Raw genomic sequence first — 19,313 nt, 5'->3', positions numbered from 1 at the left:
GGAGCTGTTTTAATTGCCAATTATTACACACATTCAAGCACGCGAAATTTTAGATTCACGAGGAAACCCAACTATCGAAGTTGAAGTATTCACAGAAAGCGGCGCTTTTGGCCGCGCAATCGTACCATCAGGCGCCTCTACAGGTGAACATGAAGCAGTAGAACTACGTGATGGCGATAAGAGTCGTTACCTTGGTAAAGGCGTATTAAAAGCTGTAGAAAACGTTGACGTTGAAATTGCTGAAGCTTTAGAAGAAAAATATTCAGTGCTTGACCAAGTATCAATCGATAAAGCAATGATCGAATTAGATGGTACAGAAAACAAAGGTCGTTTAGGCGCTAACGCAATTCTTGGTGTTTCTCTAGCAGTTGCACACGCAGCAGCCAACTATTTAGATATGCCACTTTACCAATACTTGGGCGGCTTTAACGCAAAACAATTGCCAGTACCAATGATGAACATTTTAAATGGCGGCGAACACGCAGATAACAACGTAGACATTCAAGAATTTATGGTAATGCCTGTTGGTGCAAAATCGTTCCGTGAAGCAGTACAAATGGGTGCAGAAATTTTCCATAACTTAAAAGCTGTACTTAAAGAAAAAGGCTATAACACTTCAGTTGGAGACGAAGGCGGATTTGCTCCAAACTTAGGATCTAACGAAGAAGCATTAACAACAATTATGGAAGCAATCGAAAAAGCTGGATACAAACCAGGTTCTGACATCTTGCTTGCGATGGATGTTGCGTCTTCTGAAATCTATGACAAAGAAAAAGGCGTATACAACTTGCCAGGCGACAACACAGTGAAAACATCTGCTGAAATGGTTGACTGGTACGAAGAGCTTTGCAATAAATACCCAATCATTTCAATCGAAGATGGCTTAGATGAAAACGACTGGGCTGGACATAAATTATTAACAGAACGTATCGGCGATCGCGTACAATTAGTAGGTGACGACTTATTCGTTACAAACACGAAGAAATTGTCGCAAGGAATTGAAGAAGGTATCGCTAACTCAATCTTGATCAAAGTTAACCAAATTGGTACATTAACGGAAACGTTTGATGCAATTGAAATGGCAAAACGTGCGGGCTACACAGCAGTAATCAGCCACCGTTCAGGTGAATCTGAAGATGTTACAATTGCAGATATCGCTGTTGCGACTAATGCTGGACAAATTAAAACAGGGGCACCGTCTCGTACTGACCGCGTTGCGAAATATAACCAATTATTACGCATCGAAGATCAATTGTTCGAAACTGGCCAATACCTAGGCTTGAAAACTTTCTACAACTTGAAAAAATAAAGGTGTACTAAGTAGAAAACGAGTAGATTCAAATATTTTGTAAATCAAGATTTCTATAGAGTATATGCGTAAGGCAGTGACTTTTTCCGTCTTACGCATTACTGTAATTTATCTTTGGAAAAATAGAAGGCATTTGCCTTCTATTTTCTATTGCTATTGTCACCGGTCACAATGTTTGGTAAACTTAATTTTGTTGTGAACGTTCGTTTCAGGAGGTGGAATTTATGCATACGTTGTTAATGACATTACTCGTCATCGTATCGCTCGCATTAATCGTAGTCGTTTTATTGCAATCTGGAAAAAGTGCAGGTCTTTCAGGAGCCATCTCCGGTGGAGCAGAGCAACTTTTCGGTAAGCAAAAAGCTCGTGGCTTGGACTTAGTCTTACACCGAGTAACGATTGTACTTGCTGCCTTATTCTTTATTCTGGCTATTGCCGTAACGAAAGTTTAATGTAGATGATTAAATCGCCTGACCATACATGGTTAGGCGTTTTCTTTTAGTATTAGAATGGAGGAGTTTTCATGCGAGTTTCGCAACCAAAACCATTTTTCTTTAAAAAAGGCCCACGGGCAGTAATTCTTTTGCATGGCTTCACAGGAAATTCAGCAGATGTTCGGATGTTGGGACGTTTTCTTGAAACTAATGGATATACAAGCATAGCACCGCATTACGCAGGACATGGCGTGGCACCAGAAGAATTGGTTGGCACTGGTCCAACTGATTGGTGGAAAGACGTAGAGCAAGCTTATGATACCTTAATAGAAGAAGGATACTCTGAAATTGCAGTAGCTGGATTGTCACTTGGCGGCGTATTTAGCTTGAAATTAGGGTATACAAAGCCTATCAAGGGTATTGTTTCGATGTGTGCACCTATGAATATGAAATCCACCGATTTAATGTATCAAGGAGTTTTGAAATATGCGCGCGATTATAAGAAATATGAAGGAAAAAGCGATGAACTTATCGAAAAAGAAATAGAGGCTTTTCAAGAAAAACCGATGGAATCATTGGCTGATTTGCGTGCCTTGGTTGCAGACGTAAAAGAACATGTGGATCACATTTATGCACCTTTATTCGTTGTTCAAGGCAGATTGGATACAGTTATTGATACGAATTCGGCTAATGTCATTTATGACAACTCAGAATCGACCGATAAACACATAAAATGGTATGAAAATTCTGGCCACGTTATTACGCTTGATAAAGAAAAAAAGCAATTGCACGAAGACATTTTCACATTTCTTGAATCATTAGATTGGAGTGTGTGAACTGTTATAAAGGAGGAGTTAGATTTGGGGAATCCCGAAAAATCATTAGAGCAGCGCTTATTAGTTTTCATGCGTGAAGAAGCTTATAAACCGCTGACAGTACAAGAAATAGAAGAACAATTCGGTTTTGAAGATGCCGATGAATTTACAAAATTAGTGAAAACATTAGTAAGATTAGAAGAATCTGGAACACTTATCCGTTCGAGATCTAATCGCTATGGCGTGCCAGAACGTATGAATGTGATGCGTGGAAAATTCATCGGACATCCAAAAGGATTCGGTTTTGTGGCACCAGAAGAAGCGGGATTAGACGATGTGTTTATCCCACCAACTGAAGTAAATAGTGCAATTAATGGAGATACCGTATTAATCCGCATATCTGAAGGTTCTTCAGGGGATCGTCGTGAAGGCGCAATTATCCGGATTATCGAACGCGGAACGACTAAAGCGGTTGGAACGTTCCAAGAAAATAAAGGTTTTGGCTTTGTCGTTACAGATGATAAAAAAATGAATATGGATATCTTTATCGCAAAAGACGACACGTTAGGCGCAGTAGATGGTCATAAAGTTGTTGTAGAGATTACTGGATGGCCAGAAGGTAGAATGTCAGCAACGGGTATGGTAACGCAAATTCTGGGTCATAAAAACGATCCGGGTGTTGATATTCTTTCAATTATTCATAAATATGGCATCGAAACAGAATTTCCACCAGATGTACTAGACCAAGCAAATAATGTGCCAGACCAAATTGATCCAGCAGATTTAAATGACCGTCGCGATTTGCGCAACGAACAAATTGTAACGATTGATGGAGCTGACGCTAAAGATTTAGATGATGCGGTTCAAGTAGTAAAGTATGAAGACGGCACATACAAATTAAGTGTTCACATTGCTGACGTTAGTCATTACGTAACGGAAGGTTCTGCAATAGATCGTGAAGCATATGATCGTGCGACGAGTATTTATTTGACAGATCGCGTTATTCCTATGATTCCACATCGCTTGTCAAATGGTATTTGTTCATTAAACCCACAAGTAGACCGTTTGACATTGTCATGTGAAATGATCTTCAATGATCAAGGCGAAGTGCAATCACATGATATTTTCCAAAGTGTCATTAATACATCAGCTCGTATGACATATACGGATGTGTATGAAATTTTAGAGCAAGACAATCAAGAGCTAAAAGAGCAATATAGCGAATTAGTGCCTATGTTTGAATTGATGAAAGAATTAGCAGAAGTTCTTCGCACGAAACGCATGCGCCGCGGAGCTATTGATTTTGACTTTAAAGAGTCAAAAGTATTAGTTGACGAAAACGGTTATCCAGTAGATGTTGTGATTCGCGAACGTACAGTAGCTGAACGTTTAATCGAAGAATTCATGCTAGCTGCCAATGAAACAGTGGCTGAGCAGTTTCACACCATGGAAGTTCCAGCAATTTATCGTATTCACGAAGATCCAAAACCAGAAAAATTACAACGCTTTTTCGAATTTGTAACGAATTTTGGGATTGTGGTAAAAGGATCTGGTACTCAGATTCATCCACGAGCGTTACAAGAAATTGTTGAATCGATTGCAGGGACACCAGAAGAACCGGTAGTATCCACAATGATGTTACGCTCAATGCAGCAAGCGAAATATTCATCTGAAAGTTTAGGGCATTTTGGGTTATCGACAGAATTTTATACGCATTTCACGTCGCCAATTCGTCGCTATCCCGATTTAATCGTGCATCGTTTAATCCGTACGTACTTAATCGAAAAAGATTTATCGAAGAAAACAATCGCTTATTGGGAAGCTAATATGGATGATATTGCAACGCACACATCAGAACGTGAACGTCGAGCAGTAGAAGCAGAACGTGACACTGATGCGTTGAAGAAATCTCAATTCATGGCTGATAAAATCGGTGAACAGTTTACAGGTATTATTTCTTCTGTGACGAATTTCGGTTTGTTTATTGAACTGCCGAATACAATTGAAGGCTTAGTGCACGTTTCAAACATGACGGATGATTATTACCGTTTTGACGATCGCAGCATGATGATGATTGGTGAACGCTCAAACCGTCAATTCCGCATTGGTGACGAAATTGAAATCAAAGTGATTGGTGTAAAACCAGAAGAATCATCGATTGATTTTGAAATTGTCGGCATGGTACAAACGCCTCGTCGGACAAGAAAAGATCAGCCAAAAGTCATCCGTGCGAACAAAAAAGACGGTGCTAGCAAGCCAGGACGCGATGGCAAAAAGCCAGAAGGCGGCGGACCTACACGTAAGCCGAAAAACAAAAAGAAAAAGTTTTATGAAAATGTAGCGAAACAAGGACGTAATAAGAAAAAATAAAAAAGCGGCGCATATGCCGCTTTTTGAATCTAGTTGAGGTGAAACCACATGGCCAAAGGAGAAGGCAAAGTAATTGCCCAAAACAAGAAAGCCGGTTTCGATTTCTTTATTGAAGAAACAATCGAAGCGGGTATCGTCTTGCAGGGAACCGAGATTAAGTCAGCACGAAATGGCAAAGTTCAATTAAAGGATTCGTTTGTTCGAATTCGTAACGGCGAAGCTTGGATTTCAAACATGCACATCAGTCCTTATGATCAAGGCAATCAGTTTAACCACGACCCTACACGATCGCGTAAATTGTTATTGCACAAAAAGCAAATTGCGAATTTACTGGCGCATTCAAAAGTGCAAGGTTCTGCGATTATTCCACTGAAAATGTACTTGAAAGACGGCTTTGCAAAAGTCTTGCTCGGTGTTGGTAAGGGTAAGAAAAACTACGATAAACGAGAAGACTTGAAGAAAAAAGACGCAAAACGAGAAATCGACCGCGCGATGAAAGAACGTAACCGCTAAGACTTGATGTCTGACCATTGGTACTTTATAATAGGTTTATAGCACATGAAGCTGTTTATACATCTTCCGTGTCTCTTTTATTGAGGGGACGTTACGGATTCGACAGGGATGATCTGGGCTTGAGTTGCGCGTCGGAGGGTCGTCTTCGTCACAAACGTACTTATAACAACTGGCAAAACAAACCAAAACCTAGCATTCGCAGCGTAAGCTCGGATCTGCTTTATCTATCCATCGCCCATGTGGCTGGGTAAAGCTCAACTTTAGTGGGATACACCGGTTGCTACCATCTGAGGCAACCGGGAGAGATTCTCAGATTAGTGCCCAGGACGCCTGCTTATCGGCAGAATGGCGCATGAAACCTTAATAGATGAGCTACACGCGTAGATGCTTAAGTAGCGGAGTTTCTGGACGCGGGTTCGACTCCCGCCGTCTCCATTGCCATATGGCACGACTAGCCGCAAAGTTATTTACAAAAACCGGATAGGTGTCATAAACAATCGAGATAAAAAGAAGTAAGGATTAATTTCCTTGCTTCTTTTTTTTGCCTTTATTTTTAATCCTTTTTGCAATGAAAAAAAGCGGAAATAAAAAAGGGATTCTCTAACCATTGTTTAACTGTATGAGTAAGTTTAACCTGTCAGAGTAAATCTTAGTTAAGATCACTCTGATTTCCCGATTACTTAGTACAAGACTTCTTCTTGTGGCAAGTAATAATAAAAGTTAAAAACAATAAGTAAACAAGGTTTGAGATAGAAGGAGGGAATAGGTAAAGATTAAGAAAGGAGGAGGATAGTATGAAGTATTACGGAAATAAAGAGACTGGCGCATTAGTTCCCGTCAAACGATTTTATAGCCTTGAGAATTTTGTAGAAGAATTAGGCTATACAGATTTTACAGGTAAAGGACAATACAACACTGAACAGTATTATGTTTTGAGAAAAAAGGAGCAGGGACAATATGTTTTTAAGAAGACACTTTCTTTAGGAAAAATAAATGGCTTAACTAGAATGGGGTGGGAATTAATAAAAGAAAAAGACACACATCACGTTGCTGAGAAGTTTATTGAGGAGGTGGGAATCAATGAATAATAAAGAGTTGAAGCATTTAAAAGCAGATTATCACCTCGCACTTTATTCAAGCCACAGCAAGATAGGAAAGGATATTGTGATACAAGTCTTAGAGTATGACACATATTCAAGGATAGGGTGGATCAAGTCTAACATTGTCAGCCAGGAAGAATTAGAATACATACTTAGTTGACTGTCAGACTTCATATAGAAGGCGTAAAAACAATATAGTTTTATTAGAATACATAAGATAGCCGAACTGTTTAAACTACTGTCAGCACTTGCAAAGAGGCAAGAGAGAGCGAGGTAGATAGATATGAAAAATACATTTGGTTTACTGGATGTTAATAATGAAAATAACTTTAAAGTAGTACTTGGAGAAGATGTAAGAATAGTAGAGGAAATTAAACAAAAAGATTTATACAACAACACCGTGAAAGTAATAGACGTAGAAAGAGCACGTATTAATTTAATGCAATGGGCTCATATAAAGGCTGGCGTTTCTAATTTTTTTAACCATCAATTAAGAGAGACTCAATGGTGGTTTTCATTTTTTATTACAGGTGAAAATTATATGCAAAATTGGTATGGCAAACAATTACTGCTTTTAGTCTGGGCTATTGAAGATACGAAAGATCCTGATGAAATTCATAGAATCCTTATGAATTGGATTAAATTATCTGAAGGAGAACAGTGGTGGCTGTTTACTGTTATAGAAGAAACCAGTGAAGAATTACCTGATCGTAATGGATGGAGGAGAGACTTAAAAAAAGCATTACTATCCAATTCTAAGTAGTAATTAAAAGCATAATGACAGTTGAAATACCTAACTACCGATAGTACTTGAAGCAAGAGGGCATATAAGTACACATAAAAACGAAAAAACTGAATGTTGTTTGAAGAAATACAGTATTTATTATTTATATATTTTGAGGGGGAAAACATAAAATATACACTATCATCCCATCCTTAAAAATGAGGAGGAGAAAACTATGAAGTTTTTCTATTTTAAAAATAAAATGTATGACTTGGCCGGCTGGCCAAACTACATTGATTTCACGGGAATGTATCTTTTGGATAAATTTTGTGAGTTAGAGCAATTACGTCACTACAATCCAAAAAAGAAAGTTGATTGGGATATCCAATCATATTGGTTTTTTATCAGCGACAAGGAATTATCAGATTTCGCTAATATAAAAAGCCGTACAACATTAAAAAAGCACATTGATAAACTAATCAAATTTAACTTAATTGAAACCAAGGAGGACCGTGCAAAAAACCATAAAGGCAAGGCGACGCAATACCGTATTGTAAAACCCCTACCTTTACCTCCGGAAGTTAAGTTTTCTGAGACTTATATCAAGCGTTATGGTGAATTCTTTCTTGAACAAATATTTGAAGATCATAAAGCATTAATCTCAACTTATAGCGCACAAAAAATGGACGTTATAAATGAAGAAGACGAAGTTAAAGCGCCCAATATCTGTGCACCAAGAAAAGAATTAGAATTAGAAAGAAAGAAAGAAAGAAGTAAAATTGAAAATCTTCCTAAAAAGGAAAATTTTTCAGAGACCCAAAAGAAAATCGTTTTGCTATGTGAAAAATATATTCAACAACCAGAAGTTACATTAAGTAATTATTTTAAAGAAATCACTTCACAAAAAGAGGAATTAATTCTTTCAATCTTAGAGAAAAATTCTACAAATGGTTTTAAGCCTAGCAATGCCTATCAATTTGTTTTGTCTCTTTTTACTGACAACAATGAACTTGAAAAGTTAGGTGCAGCGACTCTCAATGAAACTAATGGATTTAGTAAGAAAACGTTTAGTTTTCCGGAATATGCTGACAAAAAAGAAACATCAAATCGTCGAGCGGCGTCCAAAACAACAGGTCGTGAATATTATGATGAATTATTTGCAAATCTATCAAATATTAAAGAAGAAGATATACATGAAATGCAAGATGCCGAATTACAATTTTGATAAAGTGAAGGTAATTAAGATGAAGAAAACTACATAATCTCAGAGGCGAAAAAAGAGAGTCGATTAAGGGGACGAGTAAAAGAAACTTTCTGAATTAGATAGTTTCAATTAATCCCAAATGTTTTATGTGAAAGAAATCTCTTTGAAAAATATCGTTATCAACCTAGAAAATTAATTAATGGTACAATTTAACAAGAGTAATAAGAAAATTCATAAATAAAGGAGATTTCAAATGGCACTTTTTACAGAAAGAGAATTAAAAGGTAGAGGTAGTGTAGAGGCAGCAAAAGGATATTATCAAAGGTCTGCATCGGCGATACTTAGAGATAACTATAAAAATTTTAGTCATACTAAAACGTATGACGTTTTTCTTTCTCACAGTTTTTTAGACGCTGAAGTAATACTTGGATTAAAGTCGGCTTTAGAAGAAAAGAACTATACAGTTTATGTAGATTGGATTGAAGATAAACAATTAAGTAGAAATAATGTTAACTCAGAAACAGCGAATCAGTTGAGAATGAGAATGAAGAATTGTAGTTCACTATTTTTTGCAACTTCTGACAACTCCAGTAACTCTAAGTGGATGCCTTGGGAGTTAGGGTATTTTGATGGTTTAAAAAATAAAGTTGCAATTATACCTATTAAGAAGTCAAGTTTTGATAGCAATAATTTTTCTGGTCAAGAGTATTTAGGATTGTATGATTATGTCATTGAGCAATACGGCTCACTTCATATTCAATATTTAAATGGGAAAACAAAACGTCTTCAAGAATGGATAAAAGAGTAAAGGAGGAATGAATAGTGGAGTTCAACCGAGATATACAAAATTTTATTGATGAATATGTTAGGGCGATATCAGAGAACAGTGCGGCAATATTTGCTGGAGCAGGTCTTTCCATTCCAGCAGGGGCTGTTAATTGGAAGGACTTATTACGGATGCATGCAAAAAGATTAGGACTTGATGTTGATAGAGAAAGTGACTTAGTCGCATTAGCGCAATATATCTATAATGACTCAGACACAAGAACCCCTTTAACTGAATTAATCAATGATTTTTTTAGTAAAAAGGGAAAAATTACAAGAAATCATCACTTTATTGTGAATTTGCCAATAGAAACAGTATGGACAACAAACTATGATAAATTCATTGAACAAGCGTTTATAGAATCAGGAAAAACACCAGATGTTAAAAAAAGAGTTACAGACTTATCGTCGATTAAAAGTAATAGAGATGCAGTGGTTTACAAAATGCATGGCGATGTTGAGTTAGCACAGGAAGCAATTCTAATAAAAGATGATTATGAAATGTATGATACTAAAAATCAAATGTTTAGTATTGCTCTAAAAGGAGATTTAGTCTCAAAAACTTTTTTATTTATAGGTTTTAGTTTCGAAGATCCTAATCTAGAACATATTCTTAGTAAAATCAGAATTTTAGTAGATGGCCATACTAGAACTCATTATTGTTTTATTAAACGAGTAATTGAATCAGAATGCGATAGTGCGGAAGAATTTCAGTACCACAAAATAAAACAAGAACTAAAATGCGCAGATTTAAAGCGTTATTCAATTAAGCCACTATTAATCGATGATTATGACGAAATAACAGAAATTCTAGAGATGATTTCTGAACGTTATAATAGACGTAACATTTTAATATCAGGCAGTGCTGAATCTTTTCAAGAGTTTGAAATAAAAGGTCTTACTGCACAAGATTTTATTCATGAGTTAAGTAAGGATCTTAGTCAGTGTGGATTTAAAATAGCGACTGGATTTGGTTTAGGCGTGGGTAGCGGAGTCATTAATGGCGTACTAGAAAGGATGTCAGAAGAAAATTCTAGAAATATGGATAATTATCTTATAATGAGACCTTTCCCGCAATATGCAAAGGAGGGGGAAGATTTACAAGCACTATGGTATAGTTACCGTGAAAATTTATTACAAGAGTGTGGTATAGCCATCTTTATCTTTGGAAACAAAACCGATCCGAAAAAGGGAATAATTCACGCTACAGGCGTTGAAAAGGAGTTTGAAATCGCGCTTAAAAATAATGTTAAGGTAATACCTATTGGTGTGACGGGATATGCCAGTAAATTGCTTTTTAAGAGATTGATGGAAGACTATGAAAAATTCTATCCTGATTTTCCACATATAAAAGATAATTTTATAAAGTTAAACGAAGAAGGTATTGAGTACAAAGAGTTAATATCAAATATTATTAAAATAGTGACAAGCATAAGAGGAGGAGAATAATGGCTAGAAAAACATTTTTTAGTTTTCATTTTGAGAGAGATGCGTGGAGAGCCGGACAAGTTAGAAACAGTGGTATGTTATTGGGAGATAAAGCGGGCTTTATTGATAAAGCGCAGTGGGAAGAAGTAAAAAGAAACGGGAATGCTGCTATAGAAAGATGGATTGATAAGCAATTAGAGGGTACAAGTACAACTGTAGTTTTAATTGGTAGCGAAACGGCAGGCAGAAAGTATATTAATTACGAAATTGAACAAAGTGCAATAAGAGGGAATGGACTATTGGGGATTTATATTCACAACGTAAGAACACAAATCCTTGGTACTGATCCTAAAGGGAGAAACCCATTTGACGATTGGTACCATACCGTTGATGGGCATAAGGTATATTTTTCACATATCTACCCAACTTATGATTGGGTGAGAGACGATGGTAGATCTAATCTAGGCAAATGGATAGAAGAAGCAGCAAAAAATGCAAAAAGATAATACACTCTCTTAAATCTCATTTTTAGATTATTACTGGCAGGTGCTTTGCTGTAAACATTCTTTAATTGGTTATGCTAACTTAAAGATAATCTTAAGATGTGCGTATTCTTAAGTTTAAAGGTCTGTTTTCTTCAGTTTAAAATACATCAAAAGCGACTGACAATTTGTTTGAAATTTGTCAGTCGTTTTTTCTATTTGTAAATTGTCAATTCAAGTCGAACGCGGCAAGAAATTCATGAATACCTCAAAGGGTGTGTTGTAATTCAGTACCTTTCGTGGCACTCGATTGAACGTCAAAAGAAATTCCATGGTTTCTTTCTGGGTCATGCGGCTGAAGTCAGTGCCTTTTGGATAGGTGCGACGAACACGGCCATTACTGTTTTCGTTGGTTCCACGTTGGCCCGGCACTCCGGGATCCGAGAAGTAAAATGGAATCTCCAAAGCTTTCTCCACTTCGATCCAATCGTGAAACTCTTTGCCCCGGTCTGCGGTGATGGATTTCACCATTTTCTTTGGCAGGTTTTTCAACACACGGATGATGGCCTGTGCCGTTTCACTGGCCGTCTTCGCTGTCAGCTTATAGACGATCTCAAACCGGGTGGTACGCTCGGTCAATGTGAGGATCTGGCTCTTATGTGACTTGCCGATGACCTTATCGACTTCCCAGTGTCCCACTTCGCTTCGTGGTGCTAGGCGCGCATGGATTGTCTTCAGATGTGGCATCTTGCCCCGGGTCTCCACTTCGTTGTTTTTCAACTTCCGTCCTTTACGAATCAGGAGCTTTTGGGACAGCTTGAACAGGCCAAGTGCAGCGTAACGATAGATACTCGAGACACTGATGGGAAAGGGTTTTTTATGCGTTTTACAGTACCGGCCGACGATGCCTTCAGGCGACCAGCCGAGCTTCATTTTGGACAAAATATAGTCGACGTCTTCTTGATTGACCGAGCGTCTAGCGCCGCAGTTTTGACGTTTGGCCTCGTAATCAGCCTGTGCTAAAAGGGCATTGTAAGGCTTACAGCGTTTCAATTCATAGTGGATGGTGCTTTTACTTCGTTTCAAGCATTTGGCCATGTAAGACAATGATTTCTCCTCTAGGCAATAACTCTCGATTAACACACGTTCCCGTGATATCATTTGGGCATAGCTCATTTGGGGACACTCCTTTAGTTGATTCGCGTTAACTAGTGTGTACCCATTTGAGCTATTTTTATTTTCTAGGCGTTCGACTTAATATGATAATCTACAATTTAAATAATTGGATTTAAAATATTAACACTTTCTTTATTTAAATTTTAATAAAGAAGTCCCTATTATAATGGCCTTAAACTGTTGACCTCTACATACACATGTATGGGTATTTCTCTTTTGGACGTTGAGAAATCAAATGGGGTTAAGGGATTAGCGCTATCTTTTATCCTGCTTATAATACTTCTTGAATATTAAAAAAGTCAATGAACCGTTTTCCAAAACTAGAGATGTTATACTCTCTTTCGATATCTTCCCTTTCTCTAACACTTTGTCTGTTCTTTGGTTTAACTATTATTTTTTCATTAAGAATTCCCAATCGATGTAGTTTATTTTTTTGATGATTATTGATGCTTTCTTGTTCAGTATTACTACCCATGAAAAGATATTGCTTATAACTCTTTTGTGCTAGCGGATTAGTTCGTAACCTGAACGATGGTTTAAAGAAGAACATTCTTTCGAAAGAATATAAATATCAGCGATTCTCAGTTGATTTAATACATCGTAAAAAAGATAAATTTTTTCGATTTCTTATATGTCTTCATCAAGTATATATTCGAAACCATCTAAGATAATTTTTGATTTGTTATCTTCATCGTCTTCTATTAGTTGTTTCACAATTAGTGGAAAGAGTCGTTCTTTGTAAAGCATCCCATTCTCTTTAGATTCAACCTTATTCTTAATTACGTTTAATTGCTCCTAGTTAAGTTTCATGCGTTTGCTTAGTTTCGATATTTTATAAATTTGAATTGCATTAACAATAGTAGGTGCTTGATCTAACAACATATTTGCTACAATATCTAAATTTGAATCTTCTTCAAGTCCTAACAATTCTTTAACGTGTGGAACTATATCCATTAAAATCTCCCACCTATTCGTATTGTACAACTATTTCCTGTTGGGCTGCATATAGTGATTATACGCGTTACAATAAGAGTGTAAATATTGAATAAATGGGAGGATTTAGTATGTTTAGAGTATATAGAAGTTTTGGGGAACGTCTATTATTTTTCATTACCTTTTCTGGTTTTTCAATAATATCTGCAGTAGGTGTTTATATGTTTATGCATCTTTATTACCCATATCCAGTAGAAAACTACCTGCTTCATTCGGTAGGCATCTTCTTCTTGGGTGGAGTGATTTTTAATAAGGGCTTTGATATCCTTTTAGATGCTGAAGAAGTGACTGAGTATGGACGGGAATATTTATTGTTGTTTGGTTCTTTGCTTCTGATTCTTTTCCCAGTTGGTTTTATCGCGGCAAAATACTATCCGGTGGAATTGGTATTGTTTGTGGTTACATCATTTTTTATGGGATGTGTAGGATGCTTTATTTTGTTGTCAGAAAAAACTGTATTAAAGGCTCGGAAACGAAGAATTTTCTTCAAGTAAGAGAAGGGAATTATACAAGTTGTCCATTCAAAAATGTAGCGAAATCTCCCTTGATTACGGAGATTTTTCTTGTTTTCGGACTATATAAAATACCATATTGGTATCGAATAAAATACCGAATTTAATGCCGAATTTAATCTCTACTAGTGAACACTGGAAGATGAGAACGGCGAAAAAAAAGGAGAAACTAGAATTAATTAGTAAAACCCCGACACTTAATCGACATTGCCTCAGATAAATTTAAAACTTCTGAAACCTCCTAAAATCGCTTATTTTACCTTCAGTAATTATAAGTGAATTTTTCTCTTTTTAAACTTGTATTTTCAAGGGTTCCTCTATCAACAATAGAACTATAGAAGGGAAGATAAACTTAACTACAAGAAAGAAGAGATTTTTTATGACAGTCTTATTTTAGTACCTGCATTTAATTTAAAGGTGCTATATTTAATGTTACTCAAGATGAAAAAGACAGCAAGTCCTACAAAAGGAATGGGCAGACTTATAATAGACTGGACAGTGTTTTGAAGTTTGACTCTGGTTTAGTACTCATTCTATTCGTCACTAATATAATTATTAACTATTAAAACTCTAGATAAAAGGTGGTATTCAAATGGACATTCAGCAACTCACACGGCTATTCGCTCCATTCGAAGTTAAGTTGTGGGAAGACAAGACAGGCATGATCTAACAGTACATCTCAAGCGTAACAGTAGTTAAGAGATTACAAGAGGTTCTATCTCCTCCGGGACGGAACCTTAAAATCAAAGAAACAACTCATATGGGCGATGAAATCGCTGTCCTGGTCAGTCTCCAGATAGGAGACATTGTAAAAGAGGTATGTTTCAGCAAATATGTTCGGTAAAAGTTTAGGCGATGCTTAAAAGACTAGTCAGGAATTAGGCTTAAAGTGTTGTTCTCTGTTAGGGAGGCCAGTAACATTTACCAGTCAGATACAAACAAATAACAACAATCAAACATACATTAATCCATCGGCTCAATTTCACCAGAATAGCCAGAAAGTATCTGGTCAGTCATCTTATGATGATTGCAACAACCTAATCACTAATCCGGAAATCAAGTTCTGCCTCAGTAATTCACAATATTATGGAGATAGAAAGGTTTGCCGATCCTGCCAGCCAAACTATAAAAAGAGAGCCTAACCAGGCTCTCTTTTTATAGTTTGGATTTAAGTAATATATGGTTATAAATTTATCAACTGCTTATATAATCTATAAGTAACTAAATTAAAAATCTTAAAGTAGATTTATATATATTACGGGATTATAAGTAGAAAATTAAAGAGATTAGAGGATTTTTGGAAATTCTTGTAGAATTGTTAAATTAGGTATTTTAAAATCTATTAAATTTGTCAGGAGTTTAACTATGTATATTTCAAAATTAAGTGTCAAGAATTACAGGAATTTTGGTGATGGAAAGTTCTCTATACCCTTAAAGACATTTACTGCAATTATTGGAGAAAATAATGTCGGTAAATCCAACCTAATTGACTGTATCGGTTTGATTTTAAGTCAGGACATAACAATGTTTAAGAAAAGATTCTTAGATACAGATGATATAAATTCAAAAACCAAAGAAAAGTTTAAAAAGTCTATTGTGGATATTATAGAAGATGATGTCATTGACGAATCTAAAGTGAAATTTCCAGAAGTAAAGGTCGAAATCATATTAGATGAGTTGGATGAGGATCAACTTGCAGTTGTAGGTGATTGGTTCTTTGAACAAACGTTTACAAAGGCTAAATTAACCTATTGGTTTAAACCTAGGGCTGGTTTTAAAAGGCAAGAGTGGATTGAAAATCAAGTTTCAAATATGAAAGGGATTTTGAGTGAGGGAAAGATGAATAAAGAGGAGTTATATAATCTTGTTGAATTCCCAATTGAACAATATGAATATGTTATATTTGGTGGGAATAATCCAACGAATAAATGTGATCCATATTTTTTGAAAATGCTAAAACTTGAAGTTCTTGATGCTCTGCGTGATGCGAAAAAGGAACTTGTTGCGAATGGGGAAAATAAATTGTTGTACCGGATCTTAAACAAAAATTATGAGAGTGATTTTGTTGAGGTACAAACACTTTTAAGTGATCTAAATGCTAAATTGAAAGAAAACAAGAAACTTGATTCGATCAAAAAAGAATTAACTACATATTTAGATAGAGTTTCTTTATCTAATCCATCAGAATTAAACAGCATTGACTTTAATTTTTCTTCTCCAGAGGTAAACGAAATATTAAAGAAATTGAGTATTGTCTATGGAGAAAATCCAGTTTCTATTGAAAGAAATGGATTAGGAAAAAATAATTTATTATTTATTTCACTTGTCCTTTCACATCTTGCATCTCAGACCGATGAAAAAACTAAATTAGCGTTTAGAGTAATCGGAATAGAAGAACCTGAGGCGCACCTACATCCACACCTGCAAACGCATCTGGCTAAAAATTTAAGCAAAGTTAACAACATTGAGGGCATGGCAGATATAAAGAAGGATACTCAGATTGTCATAACCTCTCACTCTACAAATATAACTACATCCATTGATTTAAATAATCTTGTAATTCTTTACAGAGATAAAGAACAAATAAAATTTCATTACATTCTAGATGGATTTTCAGATAAAAAAGCAGGACGAGAGCATATTAAGTACTTGAAAAAGTTCTTAGATGCTACAAATTCATCAATGTTTTATGCAAGGAGACTTATTCTTGTCGAAGGGATATCGGAACAAATATTAGTTCCGTTATTCTTCGAAATGCAATATGAGAAAACATTAGAAAGTGTTGGTTCCAATATAATTAATGTTAATGGTGTAGCGTTTAAGCATTTTCTAGAAATAATTAAAAACGGTTATTTTATAAGATGTGGTGTCTTAACTGACAAAGATGCAGGTAAGAAGACAGAAAAAAGGGCTGAGAATCTTATAGAGCATTACAGGGCTAACAATGATGTGATTAGTATTGAAGTAAATGAAGACACATTTGAAAAGGAACTTATTAGGTATAATTTGAAAGGCAAGGGAAGAGAATTGTTGGTTAAAACTTTTGAGAAACTTCACCCAATTAAGTATAAGGATTTTAAGGAGAAATGGGCAGAACAAATTGATGTGGACGAGTACTTTACAAACATAGAAAATGATAAATCTGATTTTGCATTTGCCTTACATGAAGAATTGCTAAAAGATAGTAAAGGCTTTATTGTTCCAAATTATATAGTCTCTATCTTCGATTTTATTATGGAGGAGAAAAATGAAAAGAAAACTAACTAACTCATTGATTATTGCTGCTGCTGGATCAGGTAAAACCACCGAGTTAATAAAACAAATAATTCAAAAGGAAAGTGAGTTGCCAAATGATAAGTATTTGGCTGTAATAACCTATACGAATTCTGCTACTAATGAAATTCTAGAAAGGCTGCAAAAAAAGGTATCGCTTCGTCCTAATATTTTTGTGGGAACAATACATAGTTTTCTCATCAAGTTTCTTATTAAACCTTATGGGAAAATTTTAGGTCTAGTTCCCAATGAACTGATTATCACAGATTATGAAATTAAAGCGAAGACATCTTCCAAAAATCGATTTGCAGAAAAAAATATAGTTATTAATCGGCTTTCGGCAAGAGGAGTGGTGACATATGATTATATAGTAACTCTTTCAAAAAAAATATTAGAGAATAAAGAAGTAAAAACCCTTTTTTGCAACCGTATAAGATATCTATTTGTAGATGAATTTCAAGATGCGCCAAATACTCAATTTGAAATTTTTGATTCTTTAAGAAAAGGAAAAAAATCTGAAGTAATACTAGTGGGTGACCCTGAACAACGCATAATGAACTTTAGGAATAAGCCTCGAAAAAGGAAAGACTCTACAGGGGGTAGTAAAGTTCCTTTACACCCGATAGATGCTTTGCAAAATAAAAAAACATATTCAATTACTAAGTTGGACTACAATTATAGATCGAGCGAAACAATTGTTAATTTCATTAATCAATTTCATTGTAGTATTCAACAAGAATGGGCAAATAAGAAGGTTATCTCAAAAAACCCGGTTATGTTTATACCAGCAACTAACTTAAAAACCATCATATCTGATTTTAATAGTTTATGTGTCAATACTGATCATTGTATGGTAATCCCTAAAACAAGGTTCTTTCTAGCGCACGAAAATAAATTATATAATAATTATAGGAAAGTTGATTATAATCATAAATCAAAAGAAAATTTGCCATTGTTTGCAAGTCTTCTTGAATTTGTATCTGCATTCTATAATTTAAAGAAAGATGAATTACCTCAATTTCTAGATCTAGATGAAATTGAACTTAGAAAGAAATGTCTTTTATTGTTCTACGAGATTAATTACAATGTAACCTTTGATTCAAATGATTTTATAGACTTTGTTGAAACTACATTTAATGTCAAAAGAGTTGAAGATGAAGAAGAGGTTCAGTTCAATATTAAAGATAGGTGTAAACGATTATTTTCTGAACTCTCAAATAGAATGGTATTGGATACTGAGGAATCATCTGAAGAATTAGACAAATATCAAGATTCTTTTCTCACAATCCATAAATCAAAAGGATTACAAGCAGAAGCGGTATTAGTTGTAGCGAAAAATGAAAAGGAACTGTTAATGTGGTTAGAGGATGATAAAGACAAAAGGCTGCTCGATCAGCAAGATAAATGTAGACTAGGATACGTAGCATTTAGTAGACCGAAAGAGTTTTTATGTTTAGCCTGTCTTACACCTGTTAGCGAAGAGACGCTAAAAATACTTAATAAATTTAATGTAATTCTATATTCACCATCAGAAGAACAGGTACAACTTTCACTTGAAGATGTGAACTAGAGGTAGAGATTATTTTTAAAATAGTAAGAGCGCATTCATTTTAAAATGAAATGGGCTTTTTTTTATTACACTGTTATTTTGGGTAGGGTTAGTTCGGAAATATCTTGTTTCTTCTTTTATACCTAGGACAGTTCTAGCGTTTAACTTTCTCTTTTAGCAGTAAATTTATAAAAACCCATATTCTAAGTTAAATTCTAGAAGCCGCTCCCATTCCCACTTGTAGATGATTAGATGCGCGTTATAATTTTAATAAACCAATAATTAGGGGAGTTGAAAAGCATAGGTAAATTTTTAGGTGTTGATTTTAATAAAGATAATCATTTAGAAAATTGCTATCAGTTATTCTTCTATGCTAATAGTTTAAAGAAGGAGATCTCTTTAATACAGACAGTGCATATTGATTTATTCGAAATGCAAATGAGAAACATGAATTTGAATGAGATTGACCGTGTGATTGTTAATGACTATGAAGACCTAGGCAACTTCTATATATTCAAGCAGTTCCACAATATCTGTATGGTTCATGGTTGTATTTCGCAACTGAAAATTGAGCCACAACGCAATTTAATTTTGAGCCACTTATGG

Annotated in this window: 17 protein-coding genes and 1 other RNA gene; 16 read left to right on the top strand and 2 right to left on the bottom strand. The window is 35.3% G+C overall.

All coding sequences use genetic code 11. From position 1 onward, the window contains the following. The first annotated feature begins 13 nt into the window (after positions 1 to 13). The 13 genes from eno (at position 14) to MLE13_RS17120 (ending at position 11,228) form a co-directional block, all read left to right on the top strand. Complete coding sequence (eno, locus tag MLE13_RS17180) at positions 14 to 1,309, top strand: phosphopyruvate hydratase (protein WP_240751008.1); 1,296 nt, start codon at positions 14 to 16, stop codon at positions 1,307 to 1,309. Between the two features lie 224 nt (positions 1,310 to 1,533). After that, positions 1,534 to 1,761 carry a preprotein translocase subunit SecG gene (secG, locus tag MLE13_RS17175; protein WP_008429540.1) on the top strand — a complete coding sequence of 76 codons (228 nt, stop codon included), beginning with the start codon at positions 1,534 to 1,536 and terminating at the stop codon, positions 1,759 to 1,761. 71 nt (positions 1,762 to 1,832) lie between these two features. Beyond that, positions 1,833 to 2,579 (top strand): alpha/beta hydrolase, encoded by a 747-nt coding sequence (locus MLE13_RS17170; RefSeq protein WP_240751007.1) that lies wholly within the window; start codon positions 1,833 to 1,835, stop codon positions 2,577 to 2,579. A gap of 69 nt (positions 2,580 to 2,648) precedes the next feature. Then, positions 2,649 to 4,928, top strand: coding sequence for a ribonuclease R (rnr, locus tag MLE13_RS17165; RefSeq protein WP_430905225.1), 2,280 nt, complete (start codon positions 2,649 to 2,651; stop codon positions 4,926 to 4,928). Positions 4,929 to 4,976: 48 nt separating this feature from the next. Continuing rightward, positions 4,977 to 5,441 carry an SsrA-binding protein SmpB gene (gene smpB / locus MLE13_RS17160; RefSeq protein ID WP_008429534.1) on the top strand — a complete coding sequence of 155 codons (465 nt, stop codon included), beginning with the start codon at positions 4,977 to 4,979 and terminating at the stop codon, positions 5,439 to 5,441. Positions 5,442 to 5,525: 84 nt separating this feature from the next. Further along, positions 5,526 to 5,879, top strand: a transfer-messenger RNA (tmRNA) gene (gene ssrA, locus MLE13_RS17155). 356 nt (positions 5,880 to 6,235) lie between these two features. Beyond that, on the top strand, positions 6,236 to 6,529 hold the full coding sequence (locus tag MLE13_RS17150; RefSeq protein ID WP_240751005.1) for a hypothetical protein: 294 nt from the start codon (positions 6,236 to 6,238) through the stop codon (positions 6,527 to 6,529). Next, the gene (locus MLE13_RS17145) at positions 6,522 to 6,701 is read left to right on the top strand and encodes a hypothetical protein (RefSeq protein WP_240751004.1); all 180 of its coding nucleotides are present in this window, start codon (positions 6,522 to 6,524) and stop codon (positions 6,699 to 6,701) included. Before MLE13_RS17150 ends, MLE13_RS17145 begins: the two co-directional genes overlap by 8 nt. Before the next feature lie 123 nt (positions 6,702 to 6,824). Further along, positions 6,825 to 7,304: a DUF3780 domain-containing protein gene (locus tag MLE13_RS17140; RefSeq protein ID WP_240751003.1), complete on the top strand. Its 480-nt coding sequence runs from the start codon at positions 6,825 to 6,827 to the stop codon at positions 7,302 to 7,304. 196 nt (positions 7,305 to 7,500) lie between these two features. Next, a complete protein-coding gene (locus MLE13_RS17135; RefSeq protein ID WP_240751002.1) occupies positions 7,501 to 8,490 on the top strand; it encodes a hypothetical protein in 990 nt (329 codons plus the stop codon). Between the two features lie 232 nt (positions 8,491 to 8,722). Continuing rightward, a complete protein-coding gene (locus tag MLE13_RS17130) occupies positions 8,723 to 9,277 on the top strand; it encodes a TIR domain-containing protein (RefSeq protein ID WP_240751001.1) in 555 nt (184 codons plus the stop codon). A 14-nt stretch (positions 9,278 to 9,291) separates the two neighbouring features. Next, positions 9,292 to 10,743 (top strand): SIR2 family protein, encoded by a 1,452-nt coding sequence (locus MLE13_RS17125; RefSeq protein WP_240751000.1) that lies wholly within the window; start codon positions 9,292 to 9,294, stop codon positions 10,741 to 10,743. Further along, on the top strand, positions 10,743 to 11,228 hold the full coding sequence (locus MLE13_RS17120; RefSeq protein WP_240750999.1) for a TIR domain-containing protein: 486 nt from the start codon (positions 10,743 to 10,745) through the stop codon (positions 11,226 to 11,228). The genes MLE13_RS17125 and MLE13_RS17120 overlap by 1 nt, the downstream gene beginning before the upstream one ends. Positions 11,229 to 11,438: 210 nt before the next feature. On the opposite strand, the gene MLE13_RS17115 is transcribed toward MLE13_RS17120, so the two are convergent. Together MLE13_RS17115 and MLE13_RS17110 are read right to left on the bottom strand one after the other, a co-directional pair. Next, positions 11,439 to 12,380 (bottom strand): IS30 family transposase, encoded by a 942-nt coding sequence (locus tag MLE13_RS17115; RefSeq protein WP_240750998.1) that lies wholly within the window; start codon positions 12,378 to 12,380, stop codon positions 11,439 to 11,441. Between the two features lie 795 nt (positions 12,381 to 13,175). After that, on the bottom strand, positions 13,176 to 13,334 hold the full coding sequence (locus MLE13_RS17110; protein ID WP_240750997.1) for a hypothetical protein: 159 nt from the start codon (positions 13,332 to 13,334) through the stop codon (positions 13,176 to 13,178). Between the two features lie 110 nt (positions 13,335 to 13,444). Between MLE13_RS17110 and MLE13_RS17105 the strand changes: the two genes are divergently transcribed. The 3 genes from MLE13_RS17105 to MLE13_RS17095 all read left to right on the top strand — a co-directional run bounded on the left by MLE13_RS17105 (position 13,445) and on the right by MLE13_RS17095 (position 18,728). After that, the gene (locus tag MLE13_RS17105) at positions 13,445 to 13,867 is read left to right on the top strand and encodes a hypothetical protein (RefSeq protein ID WP_240750996.1); all 423 of its coding nucleotides are present in this window, start codon (positions 13,445 to 13,447) and stop codon (positions 13,865 to 13,867) included. A 1,383-nt stretch (positions 13,868 to 15,250) separates the two neighbouring features. Next, a complete protein-coding gene (locus tag MLE13_RS17100; protein ID WP_240750995.1) occupies positions 15,251 to 17,152 on the top strand; it encodes an ATP-dependent nuclease in 1,902 nt (633 codons plus the stop codon). Next, complete coding sequence (locus MLE13_RS17095) at positions 17,133 to 18,728, top strand: UvrD-helicase domain-containing protein (protein WP_240750994.1); 1,596 nt, start codon at positions 17,133 to 17,135, stop codon at positions 18,726 to 18,728. Before MLE13_RS17100 ends, MLE13_RS17095 begins: the two co-directional genes overlap by 20 nt. The last annotated feature ends 585 nt before the right edge of the window (positions 18,729 to 19,313 follow it).

The sequence above is a fragment of the Planococcus halocryophilus genome (genome assembly GCF_022489025.1).
In the GTDB taxonomy this organism is placed as follows: domain Bacteria; phylum Bacillota; class Bacilli; order Bacillales_A; family Planococcaceae; genus Planococcus; species Planococcus halocryophilus_A.
Note: the sequence above shows the minus strand (reverse complement) of the source record. Positions and strands in the feature narration are given on the sequence as shown.

Coding starts and splice junctions, on each gene's coding strand:
- MLE13_RS17130 (WP_240751001.1), top strand. CDS start 8,723: ATGGCACTTTTTACAGAAAGAGAATTAAAAGGTAGAGGTAGTGTAGAG.
- MLE13_RS17095 (WP_240750994.1), top strand. CDS start 17,133: ATGAAAAGAAAACTAACTAACTCATTGATTATTGCTGCTGCTGGATCA.
- MLE13_RS17110 (WP_240750997.1), bottom strand. CDS start 13,334: ATGGATATAGTTCCACACGTTAAAGAATTGTTAGGACTTGAAGAAGAT.
- MLE13_RS17105 (WP_240750996.1), top strand. CDS start 13,445: ATGTTTAGAGTATATAGAAGTTTTGGGGAACGTCTATTATTTTTCATT.
- rnr (WP_430905225.1), top strand. CDS start 2,649: ATGCGTGAAGAAGCTTATAAACCGCTGACAGTACAAGAAATAGAAGAA.
- smpB (WP_008429534.1), top strand. CDS start 4,977: ATGGCCAAAGGAGAAGGCAAAGTAATTGCCCAAAACAAGAAAGCCGGT.
- MLE13_RS17100 (WP_240750995.1), top strand. CDS start 15,251: ATGTATATTTCAAAATTAAGTGTCAAGAATTACAGGAATTTTGGTGAT.
- MLE13_RS17150 (WP_240751005.1), top strand. CDS start 6,236: ATGAAGTATTACGGAAATAAAGAGACTGGCGCATTAGTTCCCGTCAAA.
- MLE13_RS17145 (WP_240751004.1), top strand. CDS start 6,522: ATGAATAATAAAGAGTTGAAGCATTTAAAAGCAGATTATCACCTCGCA.
- MLE13_RS17115 (WP_240750998.1), bottom strand. CDS start 12,380: ATGAGCTATGCCCAAATGATATCACGGGAACGTGTGTTAATCGAGAGT.
- MLE13_RS17140 (WP_240751003.1), top strand. CDS start 6,825: ATGAAAAATACATTTGGTTTACTGGATGTTAATAATGAAAATAACTTT.
- MLE13_RS17170 (WP_240751007.1), top strand. CDS start 1,833: ATGCGAGTTTCGCAACCAAAACCATTTTTCTTTAAAAAAGGCCCACGG.
- MLE13_RS17120 (WP_240750999.1), top strand. CDS start 10,743: ATGGCTAGAAAAACATTTTTTAGTTTTCATTTTGAGAGAGATGCGTGG.
- MLE13_RS17135 (WP_240751002.1), top strand. CDS start 7,501: ATGAAGTTTTTCTATTTTAAAAATAAAATGTATGACTTGGCCGGCTGG.
- secG (WP_008429540.1), top strand. CDS start 1,534: ATGCATACGTTGTTAATGACATTACTCGTCATCGTATCGCTCGCATTA.